This is a genomic window from Ensifer sp. MJa1, assembly GCF_037026475.1.
GTDB lineage: Bacteria > Pseudomonadota > Alphaproteobacteria > Rhizobiales > Rhizobiaceae > Ensifer.
The window spans coordinates 1-20,915 of record NZ_JAKUMO010000011.1 but is presented as its reverse complement, the minus strand read 5'-3'; the positions used below and the strand labels follow the sequence as shown (position 1 = coordinate 20,915).

The following is a 20,915-nucleotide window of genomic DNA, read 5'->3' as shown; positions in this document are numbered from 1 at the left end:
GGTCGGAGAGATATTCAACAACATGGTTGAATATCAAGCTGATCATCTCGATGCCGTGTTCCACGCGCTTTCGGATCCGACGCGCCGCGCCATGCTGCAGAACCTTTCGCAAGGCGAAAGACTGGTGGGCGAACTCGCGGCACCCTTCTCGATCTCGCTGGCCGCGGCATCGAAGCACATCAAGGTGCTGGAAGGAGCGGGGCTCGTGCGTCGCGAAGTGAAAGGCCGCACCCACGTGTGCCGTCTCGATGCCGCGCCGATGCATGCCGGCATGGAATGGATGCGCCACTACGAAGCCTTCTGGCGGACGCGCATCGACGCCCTCGAGGCACTGCTTCTCGCCGAAGACGCAACTGTTGAAAACGATCCGGAGGAAAAGCCATGACTTCGCGTTCCACAGCCTTTGCCAGTGCCGATTACGGCCGTGTCGTTGCACCCGATGCGGTGCGCATCGAGCGGCTGCTTCCCGGCCCGATCGAGCGGGTCTGGTCCTATCTGACCGAGGAAAACAAGCGCCGGCTCTGGATGGCATCGGGCACGATCGGCTCGACCGAGGGGGCTGCCGTCGAGCACGTCTTTCGCCATTCGGAACTGACGACGGCCGATGACCAGCCGCCACAGAAATACGCCAGCCACGCCGGGGAGGTGCGCAATCACGGCCACGTTCTCGCCTGGGAGCCGCCGCGCCTGCTCGCCTACAGCTGGAACGAAGAAACCGATACGCCGTCCGAGGTTCGCTTCGAACTCAGTGCCCGCGGCGACAAGGTGCTGCTCATCGTCACCCATACCCGCATCGCCAATCGCGGCATCATGACCAGCTTCTCCGCCGGCTGGCACGTGCATCTCGACATGCTGCGCGACCTCCTCGAAGGAGAAGAACCCGCCGCCTTCTGGAGCAAGTTCACAGCGCTCGAACAGGAATACGAGACACGCATTCCGAACCCCTGAACGAGGCTCACAAGAAGGAACGACGCGATGTTGCTCGAAGGCAAGACTGCTGTCGTCTATGGCGGCAGCGGCGCGATCGGTGGCGCCACCGCCCGCGCCTTTGCCCGCGAAGGGGCGCGGGTCTTTCTCGCCGGCCGCACGGCCGAGACGCTTGAACAGGTGGTGAAGGATATTGGCGAGGCCGGCGGCCGGGCGGACTTCGACCTCGTCGACGTTCTCGACCAGCCGGCCGTCGAACGCCACGCCCGCTCCGTCGTCGAGCGGGCCGGCGCGATAGATATCGCGCTGACCGCCGTCGGCTTCGTCCATGTGCAGGGGCCGCCGTTTGCCGAGCTGTCGCTTGAGGATTTCGAACGGCCGATTGCGGCCTACACCCGAGCCAACTTCATCACCGCCAAGGCGGTGGCGCCCCACATGGCCGCCAAAGGCAGGGGCGTTATCCTCACACTGTCAACGCCTGGCGCCCGCATCTCCGGCTCGGGTTTCCTCGGCTTCGGCACCACCTGCGGCGCCATCGAAGCCTTCTCGCGCCTGCTTGCCGGCGAGCTTGGCGGTCAGGGCATCCGCGTCGTCTGCCTGCGGCCCGACGCCATTCCCGAAGCATTGCCGGTCTCCCACGCACGTCGGGTGTTCGAAGGCTTTGCCCGGCGCTACGACACCACGATCGAAGCGATGCTGGAAACAAAGGCGACCACCGGCACCCTGCTCGGCCGCCTTCCGCGACTGGACGAAGTGGCCGATTACGCCGCTTTCGTCGCATCCGACCGGGCCGGCGCGATCACCGGCGCGATCGCCAACCTGACCTGCGGCTCACTGGTCGACTGAACCATCGGACCATTGTTGGGCCGGCGGGGCGCCATCGCCTCGCCGGCCTGTTTATCAGGCGCGGGCAAAACCGAGGATGAAGAGCGCCAGAGAACCGATCGATGCGAAGGTGCGCACGTGGTTCCACCAGACCCAGTCGGTCAGGTAGCGCTCACGCCAGAGATCGTTGGCCGCCTGCCCCGGTGCCGCGGCACCAAGCGCATCGTTCATCGGCACGTTGAAGACAATTGTCACAAGAAGCACGCCGACGACATAGACCAGACCGCCGGCGGCAAGCAACCACCGGCCCTCGCCGCCCGAGACGAAGGGGACGATCGCGAGCGCCAGGCCGAGGAGTGCCGTGCCCATGAAGGCGCTGAGGAAGATCGGGTTCTGGATCACGACATTGATCGCGTTCATCGCGGCGATCCCCTGCTCCGGCGGTAGCCGCGACAGGGCCTGCATGATGCAGACCGAGAAGATGAAGAACAGCCCGGCCATCAGGCCGGAACCGATCGCGGCGGCAAACGCCAAAGCGGGGATCAGCGGGATCATGCGGCAAGACTCCATACACCGGTTGCTGCGGTCTCCCGGGCATAGGCTGCAAAGTCGCGCGGACGCCGCCCAAGCACCTGCTCTACATCGGACGTCACACTGGAATTGCGCCCGTCGAGCACAGAGGTGAAGAGATAGCGGATGAGTTCGACATAGTCATCAGGCACGCCGTCGGCCTGAAGCTGTGCCGCGAAATCCGCAACCGGGATGGCCTGATAGGAGATCGGGCGGTTGGCCGCCGCGGCGATTTCGGCCACGGCGTCAGCAAAGGTCATCAACCGTGCACCCGTCAGCGAATAGACCTTGCCGACATGGCGATCGTCGAGAAGGGCTTCAACCGCCACGTCGGCAATATCATCGCAGCTGATGAACGGCTCGGTGACCGTATCCACCGGCAAAAAGACCGAACCGCTGAGAACGCCCTCGGCGAGAAAGCCTTCGTTGAAGTTCTCGAAGAACCAGCTCCCCCGAATGATCGTCCAGTCGGCACCGGAAGCCTGCAATTCGCGCTCGGCCGCTTCCGCCTCATCCTCGCCGCGCCCCGACAGAAGCACCAGCCGCTTGATGCCCGAAGCAACCGCAAGGGCGGAAAATCGCCGGATGACTTCGACCGCACCCGGCACCGCCAGATCTGGCTGGTAGCAGACGTAGATGCGATCGACATTTTCAAGCGCGGGCGCCCAGGTCACCTCATCAGTCCAGTCGAAGGAAGGCGATGCCGAACGGGTGCCGATGCGCACCGCAACACCACGCACTGCGAGACGTTCGGCCACCCGCCGCCCCGTCTTGCCGGTGCCACCCAAAACCAGTGTGAGTTTGTCAGTCATCGCTTCCTCCTGAGGCTGATCTACAAACATGAGTATCCCTCACATTTGCAAATGTGATAAATCCTCGTATTTTAGGAGTCAAGCTAAAATGTGAGCATCACTCATGATTTCAGATACAAGTCCGTCCGCAATCCCCGCCGAAGACGAACCCGCCCTGCGCCGGACGCCCAGCCAGAAACGCAGCCGCGAGCGCGTCGAACAGATCCTCTCCTGCGCGACAGCCCTCATTCAGGAAAAGGGCAGCGACGCCATGCGCATGAGCGAAGTCGCTGAAAAGGCTGGGATTTCTATTGGCTCTCTTTACCAGTACTTCCCCGACAAGGCGGCAATCGTGCGCACCCTGGCAGAGCGCTACAATGCAGTTTGCAACGCGTGCATCGCCGCCGAACTGGCCAAGGTCACCTCGCTTCCAGAACTGCGCGAGGCCTTCTGCATCCTGTTCGACATCTACTACGATATGTTCCTCGCCGAGCCCGTGATGCGCGACATCTGGTCGGCAATGCAGGCCGACAAGGCGCTGCGCGAGATCGACCTTCTACAAGGCCGGGCCGGCGGCAAGCTTCTTGCCGACGTGTGGGCCCGATTTGCGCCCGAAACGCCTCGTGAGGAAATCGACAGCGCCGCCTTTCTGATCATGCATCTCGGCGACTGCACCATGCGGCTTGCAGTCTCGGTCGACCGGCCGGAAGGCGACCGCATCGTCGATGCCTACAAGCAGATGATTCTCCGCGATTTTGTCGCTGACGAAGCGGTGGGCGGCGCAGGCTCAATTGACATCTCCGTGACACGCTCCTAATCATCAGGGATCGATTGGTTCCCGGAATACGAACGTGTTTCGGGAGTAAACGGGAACGTGACGGATGGACCCATACTGGGCATTCAAATCACGGCCGACCCCGCGACTGTAGAACGGCGTCGATCTGCCATTTCGGAGCGATCCGGAAGAAGCCACTGGAAGAGACCGCGAGAGGGCGGCCGAACTGGGAAGGCGAGGCAGGTCGAGGGCATCGAGCCCAGCGCCGCGAGCCAGGAAACCTGCCACTCGATGCGGGCATAGGGCCCAAACCGGGAATTTCCCGATGCCATCACGGAGGTTGTCATGGCTACGTCTACCATTTCGAGCACCCCGCTCTCCCTCAGCGATCGTCTGACCGCTGGTATCATCGCGCTTTTCATCGGCGCTTTCCTCGTCTTCGGCGCCGGCCTTGCCAATTCGGCCGTGCTGCACGACACCGCGCACGACACCCGCCACTCCTACGGCTTCCCCTGCCACTAAGACGATGTTTCGGAACGTCACCAACGTTCCACGTCGACAAAGCGGACCTGAGCGCATCCGGCCTTTGCCGGATGTCCGTGCTTGTGCGTCCCGGCGTGCCCGGCGCGCAAGGACCGTCCGCATGGCAGAGACCATGGAAAGGCTGACAAACCACGCCGCAGCGCGTGGCTTTTGCCGTTATCGAGGGATTTCAAGATGATTGTCAGAACGCTTCTGGCCGCGATCGTGGCTGGATTGATTGCCGGTGTCTTCATGACCGGCGCCCAGGAACTCCGGGTCACGCCGCTGATCCTGCATGCGGAAGAATTCGAAGGCGAGGCTCCGGCCGCAACCGAACAGCCGGCCGGCCAGCCGGGCACGACCGCGCCCGCTGCCGAAGGCCAGCAGCATTCCTCGCTCAAGGCCGTCTCGCCGCTGGGCGCCCTCATCGACGCCCTGTCGCCGATCACGCCGGCTTACGCCCATGAGGGCGAGCATGAGGAAGAAGGCGGCATCATGTTCGGCATGAGCCGCTTCTCCGGCACGCTCATTGCCAATCTCGTCACCGGCTCCGGCTTCGGCCTTCTGCTTGCCGGCGTCAGCCTGGTGATCGGCTATCCGATCACGCTCAGGAACGGCGCGCTCTGGGGCGCCTGCGGCTGGCTCGCCGTGCACATGCTGCCGGCGATCGGCCTGCCGCCGGAACTGCCGGGCTTCCCGGCCGCCGAACTCGGCGACCGCCAGACCTGGTGGCTGCTGACCGTGGCGCTTTCTGCCGTCGGTCTCTACCTCGTGGTCTTGCGCGAAGAGATCGTGTCGAAGGTCGCCGGCCTCGTTCTCATCGCTGCACCGCATGTCTACGGCGCGCCGCAGCCTGCCGATATCACCAGCAACGTTCCGGCCGTGCTTGGCGCCGAGTTTGCCGTTGCTGCGCTCGCCACCACGCTCGCTTTCTGGATCGTGCTCGGCGTCGTCTCCGGCTTCATCAACGAGCGCTTCGTCAGGGCGCATTGAGCGCTCTGCATCCTGCGATGAAACAAAGAGGCGGCGGGGTTCAGGCCCCGCCGTTTTGCATGAGATGCGCCACCAGCCGGGCGCGGCGCGCCTCCGGCTGAAGAAGAACACAGGTGTCGCAGAAACTGCCGCCCTCGGTGCGGAAATAAAGACAGCAGCCACAGCGCATTCGGTATTGGCGTGACAACCGCTCGCCGCTTGCCGGATCGACAGCAGCGATCTCCTCGTAGCAAAGCTCTTCGGAATAGAGCGGCGACCCCTGCCGCTTGACGATCGCCAGGGCCGCGCCCATGCCGCGTGCCTCGTCGCCGATCGCCCGGCCGATTTCCAGAAACGCACCGGCAAGCGCATCTGATGCCAGCCGCCATTGCGCCCCGGACGAAAGGCCGGTGCGCCGTTTCAGTGCAGCGATCACCGGCTTCAGATGCGCCGTGAAACCACGTTCGAAGCTGCCGATGCCTTCCGCCGGCACGAAGCGGTCGAGACGAAAATGAAAGCGCTTGCCGGCAACCTCCCGCCCTCCGCTCGATCGTGTCCAATCTTCGAATCGAAGCCCGGACACCTCCGCAGTCAGCCCGCTGCCGAGATAAAAAGCACCCAAGGCCATGCTCAGGTCATTGCTGTAGAAGGCGATCAGATGCGCCGCCCGGATCGGGTCGGTCATGTCGGTCGCAAAACGATCCTGATAGGCAAGGCCCGTCTCGATACCGGCCCCGCTCTGCGCCCAGAAAGTGGCTGGCGAAACGAACCGGCCATCCATCGATCCGAGGGAGACGCCGGCGTCGGGGAACTGCGCGCGCAAGCGTTCGGCCACAGCCAGCGCCTGCTGTGGATGCGCCTGCGCAGCCTCGGTTGTCCGCTGGCGATCTCCCAAACTCATTCTGTCTCCAACCATCCGCCGGTAAAACCCGCTCGCCTCAACCCGTTGCGGATCGCGGGCACGCGGCGCGTGAGCTCCCAGACGAAGCCGCTTCGCCAGTTTTCGATCATCATGACGACGAGGCCCTGGTCAAGGCCGACGACACGCTCATCGACCCAGCCCGCTGGCCCTTCGCCCGCCAGGCTCGGGTTGAAGCCGCCGGGAAAGCGCCCCTCTTTCAGCAAACCGGGATAGCCGGCCTCGATATGCTCAAGGGCTGAAAGACAGGCGTCGGGGTCGAAAGGCAGGCAGGCAAGCGCTGCCCAGGGCACGAGCGTGCCGTCATCGATGCCAAAGGGGGTGCCTCGGTTGGCATAGCCGTAAAGCCGCTGCCGGCGCCCGTCTCTGAGGCGCTCGCTGCCGCGTGGCGCATGGCAGGCGCTGAGGCCCCAGAGGTGGGCGCCATAGCCGGAAAAACCGCCGGGGTTCAGCTGCGCATGCGCACGCTGCAGCCCTATGGCGCGTCGGGTGTTGTCGAAATAGTCCGTGCCCCTCTCCCGCATGGGCCGGTCGGCGGGTACGCGAAGATCGAGCCATGCCTGCGGGAAAAGATGGACAAAGAGCGATGCAGCGTGGAGGTGAGGTTCTCCGCAGGCCAATATCCAGTCATACGCTTCGGTGAAGGCTGCGTAGTGCTGCGGTTCGATCGCATGCTCTGGTGCCCCGAGCGCCAGCACATAGAGCAGCAGCGCCTCGCTATAGCCCTGCCAGCGAAGTTTCAGGAACCGGCCGGGAGGACGCCAGCCCATCGTCATAGTCCCGCTTCGATGCAACGCCCAGCGCCAGTCGACCCGCGCATAGAGACTATCGGCGAGCCCGCGAATGTCGCCTTCCTCCGCGCCCTCCCCATCGAAGTAGGCGCCAGCCGTCAGCACGCCTGCCATCAGCAGCGCCGTATCGATGGTCGAAAGCTCGCTTTGCCACGTGCGCTCGCCCGTGCGCATGTCGAGGAAGTGATAGTAGAACCCACGATAGCCGGTCGCCCGCGGCTCCCTGCTCTGCCGGCTGTCGGCAAGAAAGCGCAGCAGCTTCAGCACCCGCCGGGCCGCATCGGCACGCGAGATCCAGCCCTGTTCGACGCCGACAGGATAACAGGAAAGCCCGAAACCGGTTGCCGCAATGCTCGATGGAGCCCCCGGCAGCGACGTGTCGGCGATTAGCCCGGTGGTCGGATCGGCATGGCAGAGGAAGTACCCGAAGGCCGCCTGCTGCAAGCTATCGATCTGACATGTCTCTGCATTTTCTATTGGATGTCGCATTCCGCCTTTCCAGATGCCCTGCCGCATGAGCCGGAATTCGCTGCGGGCACCGGCAAAATCACTCTTTGTTGAAGGCGAACGACACCCAAATGGTCGCCGAAAGCCAATCCTGTGTTACATTCTCTTCATATGTGACCGCGCGCAATGACTGGTTGAAGCGATGTTGAGCGTGTTGGCGTTGATCCTCTCATTGAGTGGTGGCCCGAGCCCATCGACCGCCGCGTCGACGGATGTCGACGTCGAATTGATCCTGGCCGTCGACATGTCCGGCTCGATGGATCTGGACGAGGCGCGCATCCAGCGCGCCGGCTACGTCGAGGCGCTGCGCCACCGCGACTTTCTCGATGCGGTCGAAAGCGGCCTGCTCGGCAAGATCGCCATCGGCTATTTCGAATGGGCGGGCACGGTTAACGAATCCTCCGTCGTCGCCTGGCGCGTCATCTCCACGGCCGCCGACGCCGACGCCTTTGCCAAGCTGATCGAGGAGCGCCCGGTCGGCACCCGCCGTGGCACATCGATCTCCAACGCCATCACCTATGGCACCGCGCTCATCGATTCGAACGCCTTTACCGGCAGCCGCCGCGTCATCGATGTCTCCGGCGACGGTCCCAACAATATCGGACCTCCGGTCCTTCCGGCCCGCGACACGGCTATTGCCCGCGGCATCACCATCAACGGCCTTGCCATCCTCATCCGGCCGTCGGTCTCAACCGGCCCGCTCGACCAGTATTATGCCGAGTGCGTGATCGGTGGTCCGGGCTCTTTCGTGCTGCCGGTGCACGAACCGGAGGATTTTTCCGTCGCGATCCGCCAGAAACTGATTCTCGAAGTCAGCGGCCTGCCGCCGCCGCCGAGCGTCCGTCTTGCCGACGCCTTCCCGGCCTCTGACTGCCTGATCGGCGAGAAGCTGCGCCCGGGTTTCCTGGACCGTGTCTATCCCGAGCTTGACAAGTGACCCTGCAATCGCCGCCCGGTTGTCGCCGCGTATCTTAAGCTCTTTCAATTGCTGCATGTTTTTGTATTTGAAGGGTCTTCTGCTCGTGGAAACCTGCCGCTGTCGATGCGCAACCCATGCGCGTCAAATTGTCGTTTCCCTTGCGCCCGCCCAAAGGTAAGATGCCCTATTGCTTCGCGGATCGATTCATGTCCCTGACCACCACGCCTCCATCGGCCGACATGGCCACAGACCCGACCACCGACACCGGCAGCCAGCATATTCGCGATACGTTGCGAGATGCGATCGTCGAGCGGCGGCTTGCCCCCGGCACCAAATTGTCGGAAAGCGATGTCGGCGAACTCTTCAATGTCAGCCGCACGCTGGTGCGCGCCGCCCTGCAGGCGCTCTCCTATGAGGGTCTTGTCAGCGTCGAGAAGAACCGCGGCGCCTTCGTCGCCCATCCCTCGATCGAAGAGGCCCGCCAGATCTTTGCCACCCGCCGGCTGATCGAGCCCGGGGTCGTCAGGTCGGCGGCAGCCTACATTGGCAAGGTGGAGATTGCCGAACTGCGGCGCATGCTGGCGGCCGAACGGCAGCTGACCGCGCAGCGCGGGCAATCGGCCCGCCGCGCCGAGATCAAGGCGTCAGGTGATTTCCACCTGGCGCTCGCCGATCTCTCGGGCAACACCATCCTGCGCCGCTTCATGGACGAGCTCGTCGCCCGCTCGTCGCTGGTGATCGCGCTCTACGGCCAATCGACCGTTTCGAGCTGTGGCCACAACGAACATGACGAGATCGTCAATGCGCTGGAGCGCGGCGACATCGACACGGCCGCGAAACTGATGGTCCATCATATCGACCACATCGAAGCCGATCTCGACCTTCGTGTTCACAAATCGACCGACCTCAAGGCCGCTCTCGAGCTGTAGAAACCGGCCTTTCAGATCGGCCCGTCAAAAAATCGACCCCCGCGACGGAACCATCGGCGCGCTGACACGTTCGACCCTCGCTCGAAAAGACTGCGAACGAGGAATGCAAATGAGCGAAAAACTCTTCCCCACGCCCATCCCCTTGAGGCTATCGGCAAAACGGCAGACCGTGGTCAGAACGGTTTTCGAAGCTGTGGAACTGCTGCGGCAATGGCCGGCTCGCCGGGGACGGGAATATCGCGCAGCACTCAGACGCTGCCTGGACGCGCTCGACGGACTGACAAGTGTCGATAGAGCCAGCCGTTGTTTTGCGGCCGCTGCCCGTGAGGCGGGCCTGTTGCTGGCCTGAGACCAGGCCTCAAAACCGCGCCATCACGATGCGCCGACGATCTCATCGGCGCATCGCCCCGGATGAGGTTTGCTTACCTGGTCAGCGCCGCCGCCTCGTCGGCCTGACGGTCGGTGAGCGCCTTCAATGCGTCCCTGTCGAGCCGCCAGTCCGGCGAGCCATAGCCGAGCGGCCATTTGTAGGGCTCCTTGTCGTTGAAGAACACGACGGCAGTCAAAAGCGGAAAGGCGCGGCGATAGGTCTGCTGGTCGAAGATTTCCTGATACCAGGCGCGCTTGTAGTCGGCCGGTCCCGAAACCCCGAGCTCGGCGACAAGGATAGGTTTACCGAACCTCGAGACCCGCTGGTACTTCTCCCGGAGCGCCTCGCCGAACCGGCGCTCGCGCCCCCAGTAGTCGACATCCATCTTCTGCAGGCCCCAGACGGGAATGCCGACCGCGTCGACGACATCGTCACCCGGATAGTAGCCGCCAAGATTGCGGTGGCCCTTCGGCGACCAGACATAGCGCGCATCAGGCGCGAGCTCGCGGCACTTGGTGACGAAATAGCGATAGGCCTTCTTGTAGCCTTCGGTGTCGCGACGCGCCCAGGGATAGCGGCCGTCCGGGTCCTCCATCTCATGGCCCCAGCGCACATAGACCGGACCGTCGAAATCGGCGGCACGGCTGCAGATGTCACGGATCTCGCGGTCGAAACGGCCCTTGCCGATATCGGCAAACAGCCGGTCACCGCCGGCGCGCCAGTCGGCCGCATGGGTGTAGGGCTCGACCGACAGCATCAGCGCCCGCCCCTGCCGCGCAGCCGTAGCGATCTTGCGCTTCAGCATCGCCCGATCCGGCTTCTGCCAGTAGACGAAGACATGTTCGATCTTAAGCGCATCGCTATCGGCAACGGCATCATGCGGATCATAGACGCCGATCGCGACGTCGCCTTCCTGCGGCGCCCGCCCCGTCGGGGTGACCGCTGCAGGCGCTATCGCGCCGGTGGTGAGTTCCCGGTCGAGCCCGTCGGCCGGATCGTCGGCGCGCGCGCAGGTCGCTCCGGCAACGGACAGAAATGCCAGCGCGCCCGCGGCTAGGGCAGATCTCAAAACCTTCGTCGACAACGACACTCTCCGGCGGGCGGCCTCGCGGCGCCCTCATTGATACCAGGCACCCAACGCGTGCCCCTCTTGCGCTGGTGCCCCGGATCGACGCGACCATGGACATGGGCCGTCCGGGCCATCGCAATCACGTTCGTCGACCAGTGCAATGGCGGTCAGAAGGTCACCGCCCGATAGACCGGGGATCGCCACCGCCCCCAAACGCACCTCCAGACGGCGCACCGCCCGGAATGTTACAAATGCAAGAACTTAAGATAGATCCGCTGGAGCGTGCCCCTCCGACCGGATTGACCCGAGGCGGACAGGTACTCCGACCTAGAAGCGCCAGAACGTCCTTTGTGCGTTCCGATGAACGCAACGGCACTCTAGAGCGAGGCTCTCAGAAAGCAGTGCGACGTGCGGCCGAAGCCGCTCGGCGAACAAATGTAGGGAGCGCGACCGAGATAGCCGGTCGTGCGCTTCCGGGTCGGTTGCGGCTCGACGAGCTTGTCATCGGCCTCCGCGACCTTGATCAATTGCTTCTCTTCCTTGCGCACCTTGACCGACGGGCTCGCATAGGCGCTGGAATGCCTCGATGCGAACAGCGGACTTTCACTGACAACCGTCGACGAGCAGCCGGCGGAAAACAGCAGGAGGCTAAGAATTGAACTTGTCGGTACGAGAAACTTGAAACCCGAAACGGCGGTGCGGCTCGCGCCGGCACATGCGGTTTTGCGCATAGGCGTCCTTTCGAATTGGCGGCTTACGCCGCCCGCGGCTCCCTTTGGGGTAAATGACGCCGAACTGCAACCCCTCTTTTCATTATCCGCCGCTTAAATTAACAATTTCTTTCTTAGATTGTTCTTGCAGCAGTTGTGCCTGTTATCCTTGAAGTCTGCAGCAGCCACGATCATCGCCCCGTGCGACCAGCCGTCGCCACAGCCTGCGACAAACCCGAAGACCCAAGAAACAACGCAAGAAAACCAAACGCTTGCCGTACTCGCCCGAGACCACCGACGATCACCATGCGCCGGGCACGATGGCCCGACCACGACGGGGGGATAGTATATGCAAGAAAGGCGAGCCCCGCCAAACGTAAGGACAAAGTTTCGCAACGACACCGAACCGGCAGCGCCTCTACCGGCAGCACGCACCCGCATCCATGCCGCGAAGCGTCGCAAACGTCCATGCCGCCCGCATTCCCCATTTCTGGCCACTAGGCATTTACAGATCGTTGACGTCTGACGGCCACCTTGGTCGAAGGCGCAACATGTTTGAGCGTATGCGCCCACTCTAAAACTGCCCGCCTCGGCGGGCACTTTTTTGATCGTAGCGTCCATCGAGAGAGGCTTGGACGCGTACAACTCCCAGCTTGACCAGACTCCAACAAGGATACGGGAACTTGGTTACAATGGCCGATTCTGGCGTGACCGAAAACTCTGAGTTTTGCTCAGGCTAGTTCTCGCAAGGCAGGATTGGTGCATCGCATTCGCTGCTCCGACGCGCGCCGTCTCGCGAAACCAGCTGCAGCGGTCGCCCAGGTCCGCTCGATCCCGTTGCAAAGATGGCGCGACGACAGATAGACACCCGCGGATCTGACGAACGGCGACGACCATCGGCGGAAGCAGAACTGGACGGATGGTCGGCCTGGGGAACTCTGAAAACTCCATCAACTCAGGTATTTAGAAAAACGTGGGGCAAAAAATCCACGCCGGAAGTCGATTTGCTTTTTATGGAGATTGTCCCAGCGCGGCGATCCTTGCGACGAATTTTGCCCGCATCTTGATGGGTCAACAAATTACCCCGGGGCCAGAGAAAGCAAGGGTCCCGATATCTGTCGACTTCGGGCCTCGGTGCGCCGCCGTTCACGATCCTTGCATGAGGTTACGGGCAATGTGCAGCAGCGCTGCATCGCTGCCGTCCGACCCCTTTGTCGGTTTTCCCGCCTCCAGCAAGCAGACGTTCATGACCGCCAGAATGTCCTCATCGGATTGGATCACTCCTGCCGCGTCAAAGTCTCGTCGAATTATCGCAAGAATGTTGCTGCGTTCGACGTCCAGCGCCGCCATCGCAAGACCATCCGAGTAGGTCTTGGCATTTTCGCCAGCAAGCGCCAGTTTCTCCGCCGCCCAGAAACCAACCAGCTTGTTGCGACGTACCATTCGCACCATGTCCACGCCCAGACCAGCCATCGACATTCTCCATTGCTGCCTGATCGGACATTGTAGCAAAAACTACGAGGAAGGGTTTGGGATTATCCGACGTTGGCGGAACACATCTTACGCTATATCGCGTAGCCACAAAATCGCTGGAAAGTGTCCCAAACCGGCGTGCATATCAAATGTGGGCCGAAAACAGCCAGTAAACCTAGCAAATCCAATGCTCAGAGGGGATTGGTGGGCCCGGAGGGACTCGAACCCCCAACCAAGCGGTTATGAGCCGCCGGCTCTAACCATTGAGCTACAGGCCCACTCTGGATCTGCATGTGTCCTCAAATCGTAACGATCCGCGGATAAACAGGCAGCAACTCTAAGTGCTTTGGCGACCTTTGCACGTGTGAACGACGTGTGGCACCGTAGCGATCCAGGTGCGCGAACCAATGGCAGTTCGCGAATGGGATTGGCTCTATCCGAAAACCTTTTTGCGGACAAGCCATTGCCGCAATGCTCACACAATCGCCGGCCAAGAAGACGCCAGGGACGGAACAACCGGAGAGACATAGACCATGATTTCCACACGCACTGCCCGCACGCTTTCGATCGCCGCCTTCGCCGCCGCTTTTGCCGGTGTTGCTGCCGCTCAGGCGCAGGAGACGGACAAGGACAAGGCAACCATCGTCGTTGCCGGCGAAGGCCGCGCGACGGTCGCCCCTGACATGGCGGTCCTGCAACTGAGCGTCGTCAAGGACGCCAAGACCGCCCGCGAGGCGCTCGACGCCAACAACAAGACCATGGCTGAAGTGCTGAAGGCGCTGAAGGACGGCGGCATTGCCGATCGCGACCTGCAGACGAGCGGCTTTATGCTGAACCCGCAATACAACTACCCAACCAACACCGACGGCGGCAACCGCGCACCGGAACTGATCGGCTACCAGGTAACGAACGGCGTCAGCGTCCGCGTTCGCGACCTTGCCAAGCTCGGCGAAGTCGTCGACAAGTCGGTCACGCTCGGCGTCAACCAGGGCGGCGGCATCACGTTCACCAACGACAAGCCGGAAGCGGTCATCACCGAAGCACGCAAGGCCGCCGTTGCCGATGCCGTTGAAAAGGCCAAGGTGCTTGCCGAAGCTGCCGGCGTCTCGCTCGGCAAGATCGTCAACATCTCCGAACAGGGCTTCCGCCCCGAGCCAGTACCGATGATGCGTGCCGGCATGGCCAAGGAATATGCCGCCGATGCCGTTCCGGTCGCAACCGGCGAGAACAGCTACAATGTTACGGTCAATGTGACCTTCGAGATCAAGCAGTAAGGTTTGCAAGGCCCGCCGCGTACGCGGGCTCTTCGACAGTCGAAGCCCCCGGCCCCGAGGCGGAGCCGGGGGCTTTTTTGTTTGGGCGGCGGTGACTGCTTTGACCTGCTCCCCCGACTGCCTGTTCCCTTGCTCATGGCCGGCGAGGATCAAAACACGCGGCAATTCAAAGGGCCACAGCGACCTTCGCCCGTCTGAAGGCGCGCGGCGCTGTAAGCCAGTCCATGACCATGCGCCGCCCGATCGCCAGATCCGGTCCGAAAGCGAACCGCGAGCGAATCGCCGCGCCCTCCGCGCCGTCGCACGGCATGCCGTTGCATCGCTCCCCTCGCCATCCCTGCCCTTGAGGCGAGGATCCAACCACAAGCGTGGATCCTCGGGTCGAGCCCGAGGATGACGGTGAACGAGGGGCCGTGTTCTTAGGGCGATGACAGGAGAGGTCCTGACCTGGCTCGTCAATCGTACGAAAGCCTGTCGCGCACTTGCGGCCGGCGCCGTCGACTAAGTCACCTTGCCGCGCCGCAGTCTGCGCACACGCACACCTAAGCCGCCTCAATGGACAGGCGCCGCCCAACAAAAAGCCCCCCATGCCCTGAGGGCATGAGGGGCATTCTTCCGCCGGCCGGGGGAGACAAGGCGGAAGATCTCATGGCGACGGTCTGCGTTTGAAAGCAGGCCGTCGCACGGTATCGGGAACTACCAGCGGCCGATCTGCGGGCAACCGCGGGCGTTGGCGAACACGATCGTCTGACGGTAGCCGTGGCGACGGCCTTCGACGACGACGCGGCGCGGCGTCACGTCGGCGACATAGGCGCGGCGCAGACCGCGGTCACGGGCCTTGTCGACAGCGATCCACGGGGCGCAGCGGCCGCGGCGATCGCGATCCCAGTGGCGGTCACGGCCGCGACCCCAGTCGCGTTCGTCGCCGTAGGCGCCGTCATAGTCGCGATACTGCACGTCGATGCCGGGGCCCACACCAAATTCGATCGTGTCGGCGGAGGCGGTCGAGGCTGCACCGAGCAGGCCGGTCAGTCCGATGACGGCGGCGGCAGCAGCGTTGAAAAAGCGGTTCGTCATGGCATCTCTCCAAGCTTGAAGGGTTCAAAGGGCAATCACCGTCCCAAGCGATTGATTGAAGGATAGGTTCCTGAAGCTGAACGACAGCGGAACCTGATGTTCATGGGAGGTTCAGATTGCCGGAGCGTGATCCCGCCCTGTCCGCAGGCGCGGGATTCGCGCGCGGAGGGACAACTTTTCGTTGGGGAAGAAGCTTGTTATTGCGTTGATTTTGCTGGATTTTCATTACACTATCGCGCTTTCGGCCGTGGCCGCGGAAAGGCACCTCGTCGCAGCGCTGTCGATCGACGTCGGCAAACGTCGCCGACGTGGCTTTGACCAGCGGCAGCCGACACCTACCCTGTGATGGTATCTGAAATGAGCGCTCAACCCTCGGCAAGCAGCCGTTCGAAAACGCGGATATTGCGGTAGTGGCTAAGGCGGGTGATGACGCCGTCCTCGATCTCGAGAATCAGCACGCTCGGCACCGAGTAGCTCTGGCCGGAGGCGGCGGGGAACCCTTGCATCGTCTCGCGGTAGGTGCCGCGGGCCGTCATGTCGGCCGCCACGCGCTGGCCGAAGGCATCCCGCATCAGCACCACGTCGCCGAACTGCTCATCGAAATGACGCAGATAGGTCATCAGCCAGGCGCGCAAGGGACTGGCGCCCACGGTGCGCTGGCCGGTGAGCGAATCAAGCTCGATATCCTCATGGACAAGCCGCCCCAACGCCTCGAAATCCCTTTGGTTCAGCGCTTCAATGAAGCGGTTGGCAATGGTCTGCGCGTCCGTCATCAGCCCTCCTCTCCGGCGCCGAACGCCGGCCTGCAAGCCCTTGATCTCGATGTTTGATCTGAAGCTCTATCTAGAACCGAAACGGCTCCGGTCAATCGCGGCCGGGCTGCGATCACATGCCGAGATGCAGCACGATCTCGCGCCGGTGCGGCCGGTCGCGATGCTCGAAGAGGTAGAGCCCCTGCCAGGTGCCGAGCACCATTCGGCCGCGGGCAACGGGAATGCCGATCGAAACCTGGGTCAGCGCCGCCTTGATATGCGCCGGCATGTCGTCCGGCCCCTCCTGGGTGTGCACGATCCAGCGCATCGAAGGGTCCGAGGACGGCGGCACCAGGCGGCGGAAGAAGGCGTCCAGATCGCGCTTCACGTCCGGGTCTGCGTTCTCCTGAATGAGAAGCGAACAGGAGGTGTGCCGCACGAAGACGGTCAGAAGCCCCTCGCCGTCGGAATTGCCGCGCACGAAGGCTTGAGCCTCATGGGTGAACTCGTAGAGCCCCTGGCCACGTGTAGCGATGGTGATGGTCGTCTGCGGCATGGTCTTCCCCAAGGCGCTGCGTGTCATCGTTCGGCGGCGGACGCAACCCGTCGATCCGGAGAACGCTTTTATCCCCGGACCGTTCCCGATCCAAGACCGGCAGAGGGCCGCAGCCGCTGCCGTCACGGTCTCCGGCCCAAATCCGCGGCGCGCACTTGCCAGGCGTTACATTTCCAGGAACGTCTGGAAGCCGCCGTAAATCATCCGCTTGCCATCGAAGACCTGCTTCCAGGCATCGTCCTGAAGCCTCGGATCGGCCATCACCTTGGCGACGATCGCGTCACGGTCGGCGCGGGATTTGTAGGTGATCCAGGAAAACACCACCGTCTCTTCGTCCTTGGCCTGCACGGCGCGGGGAAAGGACGTCACTTCGCCATAGGGCACGTCGTCGCCCAGGCATTCGTTGTAGGAGAGCGCGCCATGTTCCATCCAGACATCGCCCGCCGCCTTGGCCATCGCCTTATAGGCCTCGATATTCGCCTTCGGCACGGCAACGAGAAAACCATCGACATAGGTCATCACACATTCCTCCACGTGTGTTCGAACCAGCAAAGGACGCGCGGACGCGAAAGGTTCCGACAACGGGCCGGAAAAAATCTGCGCGACCATGCGGGCGGCTGTCGGCTTGAGGGCAGCTCGCACGTCCTTGGGCGGCACCAACCACCACGGGAGACACTGAGATGCAGAAGATCACGCCCTTTCTCTGGTTCGACGACCAGCTCGAGGAAGCCATCGGCTTTTACACCGGCATCTTTCACAACGCTCGCGTCACCGACATCAAGAAGGGTCCCGACGGCCGGGCCTTCACCGCAAGCTTCGAGCTCGAGGGACAGCAGTTCATGGGGCTCAACGGCGGCCCGCATTTCAAGTTCAGCGAGGCCGTCTCGTTCTTCGTGCGCTGCGCCGATCAGGCGGAGGTCGACTATTTCTGGGATCGGCTGCTCGAAGGCGGCACGCCACAGCGCTGCGGCTGGCTGAAGGACAAGTTCGGCCTTGCCTGGCAGATCATCCCCGATGCCCTGATGCGTCACCTTGGCGATGCCGATCCGGCACGCGCCGCCCGTGCCCAGCAGGCGATGATGGGCATGGTGAAGATCGATATCGCCGAACTGGAGCGGGCGGCGGGCGGCTAGCGCATCCGCCAGCGGCCGGCAAACCGCTAGCTGCCGCAGACGTTCAATTGCCTGCTGTAGATCGAGGCCATGCCGGCCGCCCGCTTGGCGCCGGTCTTGGCGGTGTCGCTCCAGTTGCCGCGCGCATAGCCAGCTTGGCCGTGGTAATAGGCGATATAGAGCCGGTAGGCGTCGTTGAGCGCAATGCCGTTCTTCTGGGCGCTCTCGCGGTGATACCAGCCGATGAAGCGGATCGCATCGCCGAAGTCCGAACGGCGCGCCGCCCAGCGGCCCGTCTCGCTCTGGTAACGCGCCCAGGTGCCATCGAGCGCCTGGGAATAGCCATAGGCGGTGGAGACGCGGGTCCAGGGGATGAAGCCGAAGAGCTTGGTACGCGGCGGCCGGGCGTTATGGCGGAAGCCGGATTCGGTGTAGATCGTCGCCATCAGGATCGGCACGGGCACGCCGTATTCGCGCTGGGCGCTGTAAGCTTCCCGGCGCCAGTTGTTGAATAGGCCATCTTGCTGCTCGAAAACCGCACAGGCATTCCGGGTGTCTCTCGGCACCGTTCCGCAGCCGGCCAGCAACAGAAGGACGACGACAAATACGCAACGCATCGCAGAACCTCTGGTTTCCCAGAGATTGATAAAACGTAAACGTTAAGGATCCCTTTTGAATCAAAGGCGGGCGATTGCGGCGGCGTACTTGCACCGGGAATTATCGCTCTATCACAGGTTTTGAACTCGCCCTATTCTGAACTCGCCGCAAGGCACCGCTCGATAGGAGGAGGAGGAGAGAATGCGGCTGGCTTACTTGATGTTTGCAACCTTTGCCGGCCTCGCCGGTTTCATGCCGCCCGCAATGGCGGCCGATTGCGCCGATGCCATCGACCAGGCGACGATGAACGAATGCGCCGACAAGGCGTTAAGGGTATCCGACGCGGAGCTCAACAGCCTCTACAAGCAGATGGCACTGCGGCTGAAGGACGATCAGGATGCAGCCAAGCTTCTGGTTTCGGCGCAGAAGGCCTGGATCGCCTTTCGCGACGCGGAGTGCAGTTTCTCCGCTTCCGGCGTCGACGGTGGCTCGGCCTATCCGATGGTCCTCGTGCAATGCCGCGATGGCCTGACGCGCAAGAGGGTCGCGGACTTCAAGGCCTACCTCGCCTGTCCGGAGGGCGATCTCAGTTGCCCGCTGCCCCCAGGAAATTGAGCGTGTCCGTTCAGGCAGTGGCTTTCGCCTTGGCGGCGGCACTCGTCTGCGCATCGCCCACAGGCTCGGTATTGGCAGCGGATCCGGCCGGCCTCTATACCAGTGACGCCATCGTTACCGGCACCGGCGAGATCAACCGTGAGATCGGCTTTCGCGAATGCCTTGGCGAAATGCTGCTCAAGCTGTCGGGCGATCCGACGATCGTGGATGCCCAGGGGTTCCAAGCCATTCAGGCCAAGGCCGGCAGTTTCGTTTCATCCTTCTCTTATCGTGACCGGCTGGAAGGCATCCCGATCCACGACGAACAGGGCACCCACGACCGGCCGCATGACCTGACCTGCCACTTCGAGCCGTCAACTGCAAACCGGCTGCTTGCCGATCTCGGCAGAAAGCCGTGGCTTGCCCCTCGCCCGGCCATCGCCGTTCTGCTTGCGGTTCACGACCAGAAGCACCGCTTCGTGCTTTCGGGCAACGGCAATGAAAGCCCCTACATGGCGGACTCGCTTCGGGCGGCGGCCATCCCGCTGGCGCTGTCACCCCTATTGCCCGACGCGGCGACCGTTGCCGCGCGAAAGCTCGACTTTGAAGCCCTGTCGCGCGCGCAGCCAAATGAACTTGCCGAGCCGACGACAGACGTCAAAGGAGCTGTCGCTCTCACCGGCACGCTCGTCTGGTCCGATGAGGCCAGCGGCTGGATCACCCATTGGCGACTGGACGCAGATGGCAAGCGTTATCTCTGGCAGGTGAGTGGCGTCAGCTTCGATGAGGCCTTTCGCAACGCCATGCGTGGCACGGCACGCATCCTTTCCGGCAACGGCACGCCATAGGGCGCTGTGCCTGCCGCAGCTTGCGGCAGGCATCAGATCAGGCCGTGGCCGTTTTGCCGCGTGATTTCTTTTCGGGACTATCCGAGCGAGGCAATCAGTTCGCGATAGGCGGCCTCGGGGAACGCTTTCAGCGTCTTCGAGCGCACATTGCCGGCCATGCCGAGGGTGAGCGCAAAGCGTGCAGCGACGGCGTCATCGGGCGCCTCAACGATGGCCACCATGTCGTATTCGCCCATGGTCAAAAAGAAATGCTTAAAGGAGCCGCCCATCTCGGAAAGCACCTGCTTTGCCGCGTCGAGCCTTTTTGGAGACTCGCGCACATTCTTCACGCCCTGCTCTGTCCAATTGAGGAGCACGACATAAGTGGTCATCTCACACCTCCCACGGGGCACACTTTACGCCCGCGGTGCGAATGCTTCCGCGTCTTCGACGAGGTGCCCCAATTGCTCCGAAAGCGCGAATATACTCCTGGGCACAAGCCCCCACAATAAATCGCATGGGTGAGCCACAAACGAAAAAGCCGGGCACTTTGCCCGGCTCAGACCGCTGACAAACCCGTCGATATTTTCGGCGGGTTTTTTGTTTTTGGGGCAGGCATTTTTGTTCGGGTTGTTTTGTCGGAGAGAAAGAAGGGGGCCTTGGCTTACGCCATGCTGCGCTTTGGTCAGGGCCATTGCGATCTTCTTGATGTTCTGCGCTGCGGCTGCCAGCAGACACTGGCATGCGACGCGGATTTGACTTCGGAAGCGGGCATAGCGGTGGCCGTGAAGCTGCTTGGCGTCGGCAAAGGAGCGCTCGACCGTCTCCTTGCGGCGCTTGTAGATCGCCTTGCCCCAGGGGGTCAGGCGGTGGGCGTCGGTGCGCTCCCGGGCCTCGGCCCAGACATGGCGGGTGATGGTGCGGATCGCCTTGGTGTTGGTGGTGCAGGAGGAAAGCAGCGGGCAGTCGCGGCAGATCGCCGGCTCGGAGCGGTAGTGGCGATAACCGTTGCGGTCGGTGGTGGCATAGCTCAGCAGTTGCCCCTCCGGGCAGCGAT

27 protein-coding genes, 1 tRNA gene, 1 pseudogene and 1 riboswitch are annotated in these 20,915 nt (G+C 62.8%); of the genes and pseudogenes, 14 read left to right on the top strand and 15 right to left on the bottom strand.

All coding sequences use genetic code 11. The annotated features are described in order from the left end of the window. The first annotated feature begins 22 nt into the window (after positions 1-22). The 3 genes from MKZ91_RS16245 to MKZ91_RS16235 are packed head-to-tail and all read left to right on the top strand — an operon-like array spanning position 23 to position 1,773. Positions 23-385, top strand: coding sequence for an ArsR/SmtB family transcription factor (locus MKZ91_RS16245; protein WP_336172058.1), 363 nt, complete (start codon positions 23-25; stop codon positions 383-385). After that, positions 382-948 carry an SRPBCC family protein gene (locus MKZ91_RS16240; RefSeq protein WP_336172057.1) on the top strand — a complete coding sequence of 189 codons (567 nt, stop codon included), beginning with the start codon at positions 382-384 and terminating at the stop codon, positions 946-948. The genes MKZ91_RS16245 and MKZ91_RS16240 overlap by 4 nt, the downstream gene beginning before the upstream one ends. A 27-nt stretch (positions 949-975) precedes the next feature. After that, entirely contained in the window at positions 976-1,773 is a 798-nt protein-coding gene (locus MKZ91_RS16235) for an SDR family NAD(P)-dependent oxidoreductase (RefSeq protein ID WP_336172055.1), read from the top strand. Positions 1,774-1,827: 54 nt separating this feature from the next. On the opposite strand, the gene MKZ91_RS16230 is transcribed toward MKZ91_RS16235, so the two are convergent. Then, the gene (locus MKZ91_RS16230; RefSeq protein ID WP_336172054.1) at positions 1,828-2,307 is read right to left on the bottom strand and encodes an anthrone oxygenase family protein; all 480 of its coding nucleotides are present in this window, start codon (positions 2,305-2,307) and stop codon (positions 1,828-1,830) included. Continuing rightward, on the bottom strand, positions 2,304-3,134 hold the full coding sequence (locus MKZ91_RS16225; protein ID WP_336172053.1) for an NAD(P)H-binding protein: 831 nt from the start codon (positions 3,132-3,134) through the stop codon (positions 2,304-2,306). The genes MKZ91_RS16230 and MKZ91_RS16225 overlap by 4 nt, the downstream gene beginning before the upstream one ends. Positions 3,135-3,237: 103 nt before the next feature. On the opposite strand from MKZ91_RS16225, the gene MKZ91_RS16220 reads away from it, so the two are divergent. The 3 genes from MKZ91_RS16220 to MKZ91_RS16210 all read left to right on the top strand — a co-directional run bounded on the left by MKZ91_RS16220 (position 3,238) and on the right by MKZ91_RS16210 (position 5,403). Further along, positions 3,238-3,930 (top strand): TetR/AcrR family transcriptional regulator, encoded by a 693-nt coding sequence (locus MKZ91_RS16220; RefSeq protein ID WP_336172052.1) that lies wholly within the window; start codon positions 3,238-3,240, stop codon positions 3,928-3,930. Beyond that, positions 3,929-4,191, top strand: a riboswitch (cobalamin riboswitch). (Overlaps the previous gene by 2 nt.) 42 nt (positions 4,192-4,233) lie before the next feature. Continuing rightward, on the top strand, positions 4,234-4,410 hold the full coding sequence (locus MKZ91_RS16215; RefSeq protein ID WP_336172051.1) for a CbtB domain-containing protein: 177 nt from the start codon (positions 4,234-4,236) through the stop codon (positions 4,408-4,410). Positions 4,411-4,605: 195 nt separating this feature from the next. Beyond that, entirely contained in the window at positions 4,606-5,403 is a 798-nt protein-coding gene (locus tag MKZ91_RS16210) for a CbtA family protein (protein ID WP_336172050.1), read from the top strand. Positions 5,404-5,443: 40 nt separating this feature from the next. On the opposite strand, the gene MKZ91_RS16205 is transcribed toward MKZ91_RS16210, so the two are convergent. Continuing rightward, a complete protein-coding gene (locus tag MKZ91_RS16205; RefSeq protein WP_336172049.1) occupies positions 5,444-6,283 on the bottom strand; it encodes a (2Fe-2S)-binding protein in 840 nt (279 codons plus the stop codon). After that, entirely contained in the window at positions 6,280-7,581 is a 1,302-nt protein-coding gene (locus MKZ91_RS16200) for a glucoamylase family protein (protein WP_336172048.1), read from the bottom strand. Before MKZ91_RS16200 ends, MKZ91_RS16205 begins: the two co-directional genes overlap by 4 nt. Before the next feature lie 160 nt (positions 7,582-7,741). Between MKZ91_RS16200 and MKZ91_RS16195 the strand changes: the two genes are divergently transcribed. The 3 genes from MKZ91_RS16195 to MKZ91_RS16185 all read left to right on the top strand — a co-directional run bounded on the left by MKZ91_RS16195 (position 7,742) and on the right by MKZ91_RS16185 (position 9,796). After that, entirely contained in the window at positions 7,742-8,536 is a 795-nt protein-coding gene (locus MKZ91_RS16195) for a DUF1194 domain-containing protein (protein ID WP_336172047.1), read from the top strand. 188 nt (positions 8,537-8,724) lie between these two features. Further along, the gene (locus tag MKZ91_RS16190; RefSeq protein ID WP_336172046.1) at positions 8,725-9,447 is read left to right on the top strand and encodes a GntR family transcriptional regulator; all 723 of its coding nucleotides are present in this window, start codon (positions 8,725-8,727) and stop codon (positions 9,445-9,447) included. 109 nt (positions 9,448-9,556) lie between these two features. Then, positions 9,557-9,796: a DUF982 domain-containing protein gene (locus MKZ91_RS16185; RefSeq protein ID WP_336172045.1), complete on the top strand. Its 240-nt coding sequence runs from the start codon at positions 9,557-9,559 to the stop codon at positions 9,794-9,796. A 73-nt stretch (positions 9,797-9,869) separates the two neighbouring features. On the opposite strand, the gene MKZ91_RS16180 is transcribed toward MKZ91_RS16185, so the two are convergent. From MKZ91_RS16180 to MKZ91_RS16165, 4 genes are all read right to left on the bottom strand, one after another. Continuing rightward, positions 9,870-10,901 carry a glycoside hydrolase family 26 protein gene (locus MKZ91_RS16180; protein WP_336172044.1) on the bottom strand — a complete coding sequence of 344 codons (1,032 nt, stop codon included), beginning with the start codon at positions 10,899-10,901 and terminating at the stop codon, positions 9,870-9,872. Positions 10,902-11,263: 362 nt separating this feature from the next. Next, complete coding sequence (locus MKZ91_RS16175) at positions 11,264-11,617, bottom strand: hypothetical protein (protein WP_336172043.1); 354 nt, start codon at positions 11,615-11,617, stop codon at positions 11,264-11,266. Positions 11,618-12,742: 1,125 nt separating this feature from the next. Continuing rightward, positions 12,743-13,069 (bottom strand): ATPase inhibitor subunit zeta, encoded by a 327-nt coding sequence (locus MKZ91_RS16170; RefSeq protein ID WP_336172042.1) that lies wholly within the window; start codon positions 13,067-13,069, stop codon positions 12,743-12,745. 202 nt (positions 13,070-13,271) lie between these two features. Then, positions 13,272-13,347 (bottom strand) — tRNA-Ile (locus MKZ91_RS16165). A gap of 255 nt (positions 13,348-13,602) precedes the next feature. Between MKZ91_RS16165 and MKZ91_RS16160 the strand changes: the two genes are divergently transcribed. After that, positions 13,603-14,343 (top strand): SIMPL domain-containing protein, encoded by a 741-nt coding sequence (locus MKZ91_RS16160; protein WP_336172041.1) that lies wholly within the window; start codon positions 13,603-13,605, stop codon positions 14,341-14,343. Between the two features lie 696 nt (positions 14,344-15,039). Here MKZ91_RS16160 and MKZ91_RS16155 read toward each other — a convergent pair. Continuing rightward, the gene (locus MKZ91_RS16155; protein ID WP_336172039.1) at positions 15,040-15,420 is read right to left on the bottom strand and encodes a hypothetical protein; all 381 of its coding nucleotides are present in this window, start codon (positions 15,418-15,420) and stop codon (positions 15,040-15,042) included. A 181-nt stretch (positions 15,421-15,601) separates the two neighbouring features. Between MKZ91_RS16155 and MKZ91_RS16150 the strand changes: the two genes are divergently transcribed. Then, positions 15,602-15,766, top strand: coding sequence for a hypothetical protein (locus MKZ91_RS16150; RefSeq protein ID WP_336172037.1), 165 nt, complete (start codon positions 15,602-15,604; stop codon positions 15,764-15,766). Positions 15,767-15,785: 19 nt separating this feature from the next. Here the strand turns inward: MKZ91_RS16150 and MKZ91_RS16145 are convergent, their stop codons facing one another. The 3 genes from MKZ91_RS16145 to MKZ91_RS16135 form a co-directional block, all read right to left on the bottom strand. Then, the gene (locus tag MKZ91_RS16145) at positions 15,786-16,193 is read right to left on the bottom strand and encodes a ketosteroid isomerase-related protein (protein ID WP_336172036.1); all 408 of its coding nucleotides are present in this window, start codon (positions 16,191-16,193) and stop codon (positions 15,786-15,788) included. Between the two features lie 112 nt (positions 16,194-16,305). Continuing rightward, positions 16,306-16,728, bottom strand: a complete 423-nt coding sequence (locus MKZ91_RS16140; protein ID WP_336172035.1) for a secondary thiamine-phosphate synthase enzyme YjbQ — start codon at positions 16,726-16,728, stop codon at positions 16,306-16,308. A gap of 165 nt (positions 16,729-16,893) precedes the next feature. Continuing rightward, a complete protein-coding gene (locus MKZ91_RS16135; RefSeq protein WP_336172034.1) occupies positions 16,894-17,247 on the bottom strand; it encodes a DUF1428 domain-containing protein in 354 nt (117 codons plus the stop codon). 161 nt (positions 17,248-17,408) lie between these two features. On the opposite strand from MKZ91_RS16135, the gene MKZ91_RS16130 reads away from it, so the two are divergent. Further along, on the top strand, positions 17,409-17,861 hold the full coding sequence (locus MKZ91_RS16130) for a VOC family protein (protein ID WP_336172033.1): 453 nt from the start codon (positions 17,409-17,411) through the stop codon (positions 17,859-17,861). A 26-nt stretch (positions 17,862-17,887) separates the two neighbouring features. On the opposite strand, the gene MKZ91_RS16125 is transcribed toward MKZ91_RS16130, so the two are convergent. Then, positions 17,888-18,457, bottom strand: a complete 570-nt coding sequence (locus MKZ91_RS16125) for a transglycosylase SLT domain-containing protein (RefSeq protein ID WP_336172032.1) — start codon at positions 18,455-18,457, stop codon at positions 17,888-17,890. Between the two features lie 181 nt (positions 18,458-18,638). On the opposite strand from MKZ91_RS16125, the gene MKZ91_RS16120 reads away from it, so the two are divergent. Further along, positions 18,639-19,052 (top strand): lysozyme inhibitor LprI family protein, encoded by a 414-nt coding sequence (locus MKZ91_RS16120; protein WP_336172031.1) that lies wholly within the window; start codon positions 18,639-18,641, stop codon positions 19,050-19,052. 2 nt (positions 19,053-19,054) lie between these two features. Then, positions 19,055-19,879: a DUF2066 domain-containing protein gene (locus MKZ91_RS16115; RefSeq protein WP_336172030.1), complete on the top strand. Its 825-nt coding sequence runs from the start codon at positions 19,055-19,057 to the stop codon at positions 19,877-19,879. A 77-nt stretch (positions 19,880-19,956) separates the two neighbouring features. Here the strand turns inward: MKZ91_RS16115 and MKZ91_RS16110 are convergent, their stop codons facing one another. Together MKZ91_RS16110 and MKZ91_RS16105 are read right to left on the bottom strand one after the other, a co-directional pair. Further along, a complete protein-coding gene (locus MKZ91_RS16110; RefSeq protein WP_336172029.1) occupies positions 19,957-20,250 on the bottom strand; it encodes a GYD domain-containing protein in 294 nt (97 codons plus the stop codon). 294 nt (positions 20,251-20,544) lie between these two features. Further along, a pseudogene (locus MKZ91_RS16105) lies at positions 20,545-20,915 on the bottom strand (transposase); the annotation flags it as partial.

What these genes read in the sequence shown, in the direction of transcription:
- MKZ91_RS16245 (WP_336172058.1), top strand. Translation starts at nt 23, where the DNA reads ATGGTTGAATATCAAGCTGATCATCTCGATGCCGTGTTCCACGCGCTT.
- MKZ91_RS16240 (WP_336172057.1), top strand. Translation starts at nt 382, where the DNA reads ATGACTTCGCGTTCCACAGCCTTTGCCAGTGCCGATTACGGCCGTGTC.
- MKZ91_RS16235 (WP_336172055.1), top strand. Translation starts at nt 976, where the DNA reads ATGTTGCTCGAAGGCAAGACTGCTGTCGTCTATGGCGGCAGCGGCGCG.
- MKZ91_RS16230 (WP_336172054.1), bottom strand. Translation starts at nt 2,307, where the DNA reads ATGATCCCGCTGATCCCCGCTTTGGCGTTTGCCGCCGCGATCGGTTCC.
- MKZ91_RS16225 (WP_336172053.1), bottom strand. Translation starts at nt 3,134, where the DNA reads ATGACTGACAAACTCACACTGGTTTTGGGTGGCACCGGCAAGACGGGG.
- MKZ91_RS16220 (WP_336172052.1), top strand. Translation starts at nt 3,238, where the DNA reads ATGATTTCAGATACAAGTCCGTCCGCAATCCCCGCCGAAGACGAACCC.
- MKZ91_RS16215 (WP_336172051.1), top strand. Translation starts at nt 4,234, where the DNA reads ATGGCTACGTCTACCATTTCGAGCACCCCGCTCTCCCTCAGCGATCGT.
- MKZ91_RS16210 (WP_336172050.1), top strand. Translation starts at nt 4,606, where the DNA reads ATGATTGTCAGAACGCTTCTGGCCGCGATCGTGGCTGGATTGATTGCC.
- MKZ91_RS16205 (WP_336172049.1), bottom strand. Translation starts at nt 6,283, where the DNA reads ATGAGTTTGGGAGATCGCCAGCGGACAACCGAGGCTGCGCAGGCGCAT.
- MKZ91_RS16200 (WP_336172048.1), bottom strand. Translation starts at nt 7,581, where the DNA reads ATGCGACATCCAATAGAAAATGCAGAGACATGTCAGATCGATAGCTTG.
- MKZ91_RS16195 (WP_336172047.1), top strand. Translation starts at nt 7,742, where the DNA reads ATGTTGAGCGTGTTGGCGTTGATCCTCTCATTGAGTGGTGGCCCGAGC.
- MKZ91_RS16190 (WP_336172046.1), top strand. Translation starts at nt 8,725, where the DNA reads ATGTCCCTGACCACCACGCCTCCATCGGCCGACATGGCCACAGACCCG.
- MKZ91_RS16185 (WP_336172045.1), top strand. Translation starts at nt 9,557, where the DNA reads ATGAGCGAAAAACTCTTCCCCACGCCCATCCCCTTGAGGCTATCGGCA.
- MKZ91_RS16175 (WP_336172043.1), bottom strand. Translation starts at nt 11,617, where the DNA reads ATGCGCAAAACCGCATGTGCCGGCGCGAGCCGCACCGCCGTTTCGGGT.
- MKZ91_RS16170 (WP_336172042.1), bottom strand. Translation starts at nt 13,069, where the DNA reads ATGGCTGGTCTGGGCGTGGACATGGTGCGAATGGTACGTCGCAACAAG.
- MKZ91_RS16160 (WP_336172041.1), top strand. Translation starts at nt 13,603, where the DNA reads ATGATTTCCACACGCACTGCCCGCACGCTTTCGATCGCCGCCTTCGCC.
- MKZ91_RS16155 (WP_336172039.1), bottom strand. Translation starts at nt 15,420, where the DNA reads ATGACGAACCGCTTTTTCAACGCTGCTGCCGCCGCCGTCATCGGACTG.
- MKZ91_RS16145 (WP_336172036.1), bottom strand. Translation starts at nt 16,193, where the DNA reads ATGACGGACGCGCAGACCATTGCCAACCGCTTCATTGAAGCGCTGAAC.
- MKZ91_RS16140 (WP_336172035.1), bottom strand. Translation starts at nt 16,728, where the DNA reads ATGCCGCAGACGACCATCACCATCGCTACACGTGGCCAGGGGCTCTAC.
- MKZ91_RS16135 (WP_336172034.1), bottom strand. Translation starts at nt 17,247, where the DNA reads ATGACCTATGTCGATGGTTTTCTCGTTGCCGTGCCGAAGGCGAATATC.
- MKZ91_RS16130 (WP_336172033.1), top strand. Translation starts at nt 17,409, where the DNA reads ATGCAGAAGATCACGCCCTTTCTCTGGTTCGACGACCAGCTCGAGGAA.
- MKZ91_RS16125 (WP_336172032.1), bottom strand. Translation starts at nt 18,457, where the DNA reads ATGCGTTGCGTATTTGTCGTCGTCCTTCTGTTGCTGGCCGGCTGCGGA.
- MKZ91_RS16120 (WP_336172031.1), top strand. Translation starts at nt 18,639, where the DNA reads ATGCGGCTGGCTTACTTGATGTTTGCAACCTTTGCCGGCCTCGCCGGT.
- MKZ91_RS16110 (WP_336172029.1), bottom strand. Translation starts at nt 20,250, where the DNA reads ATGACCACTTATGTCGTGCTCCTCAATTGGACAGAGCAGGGCGTGAAG.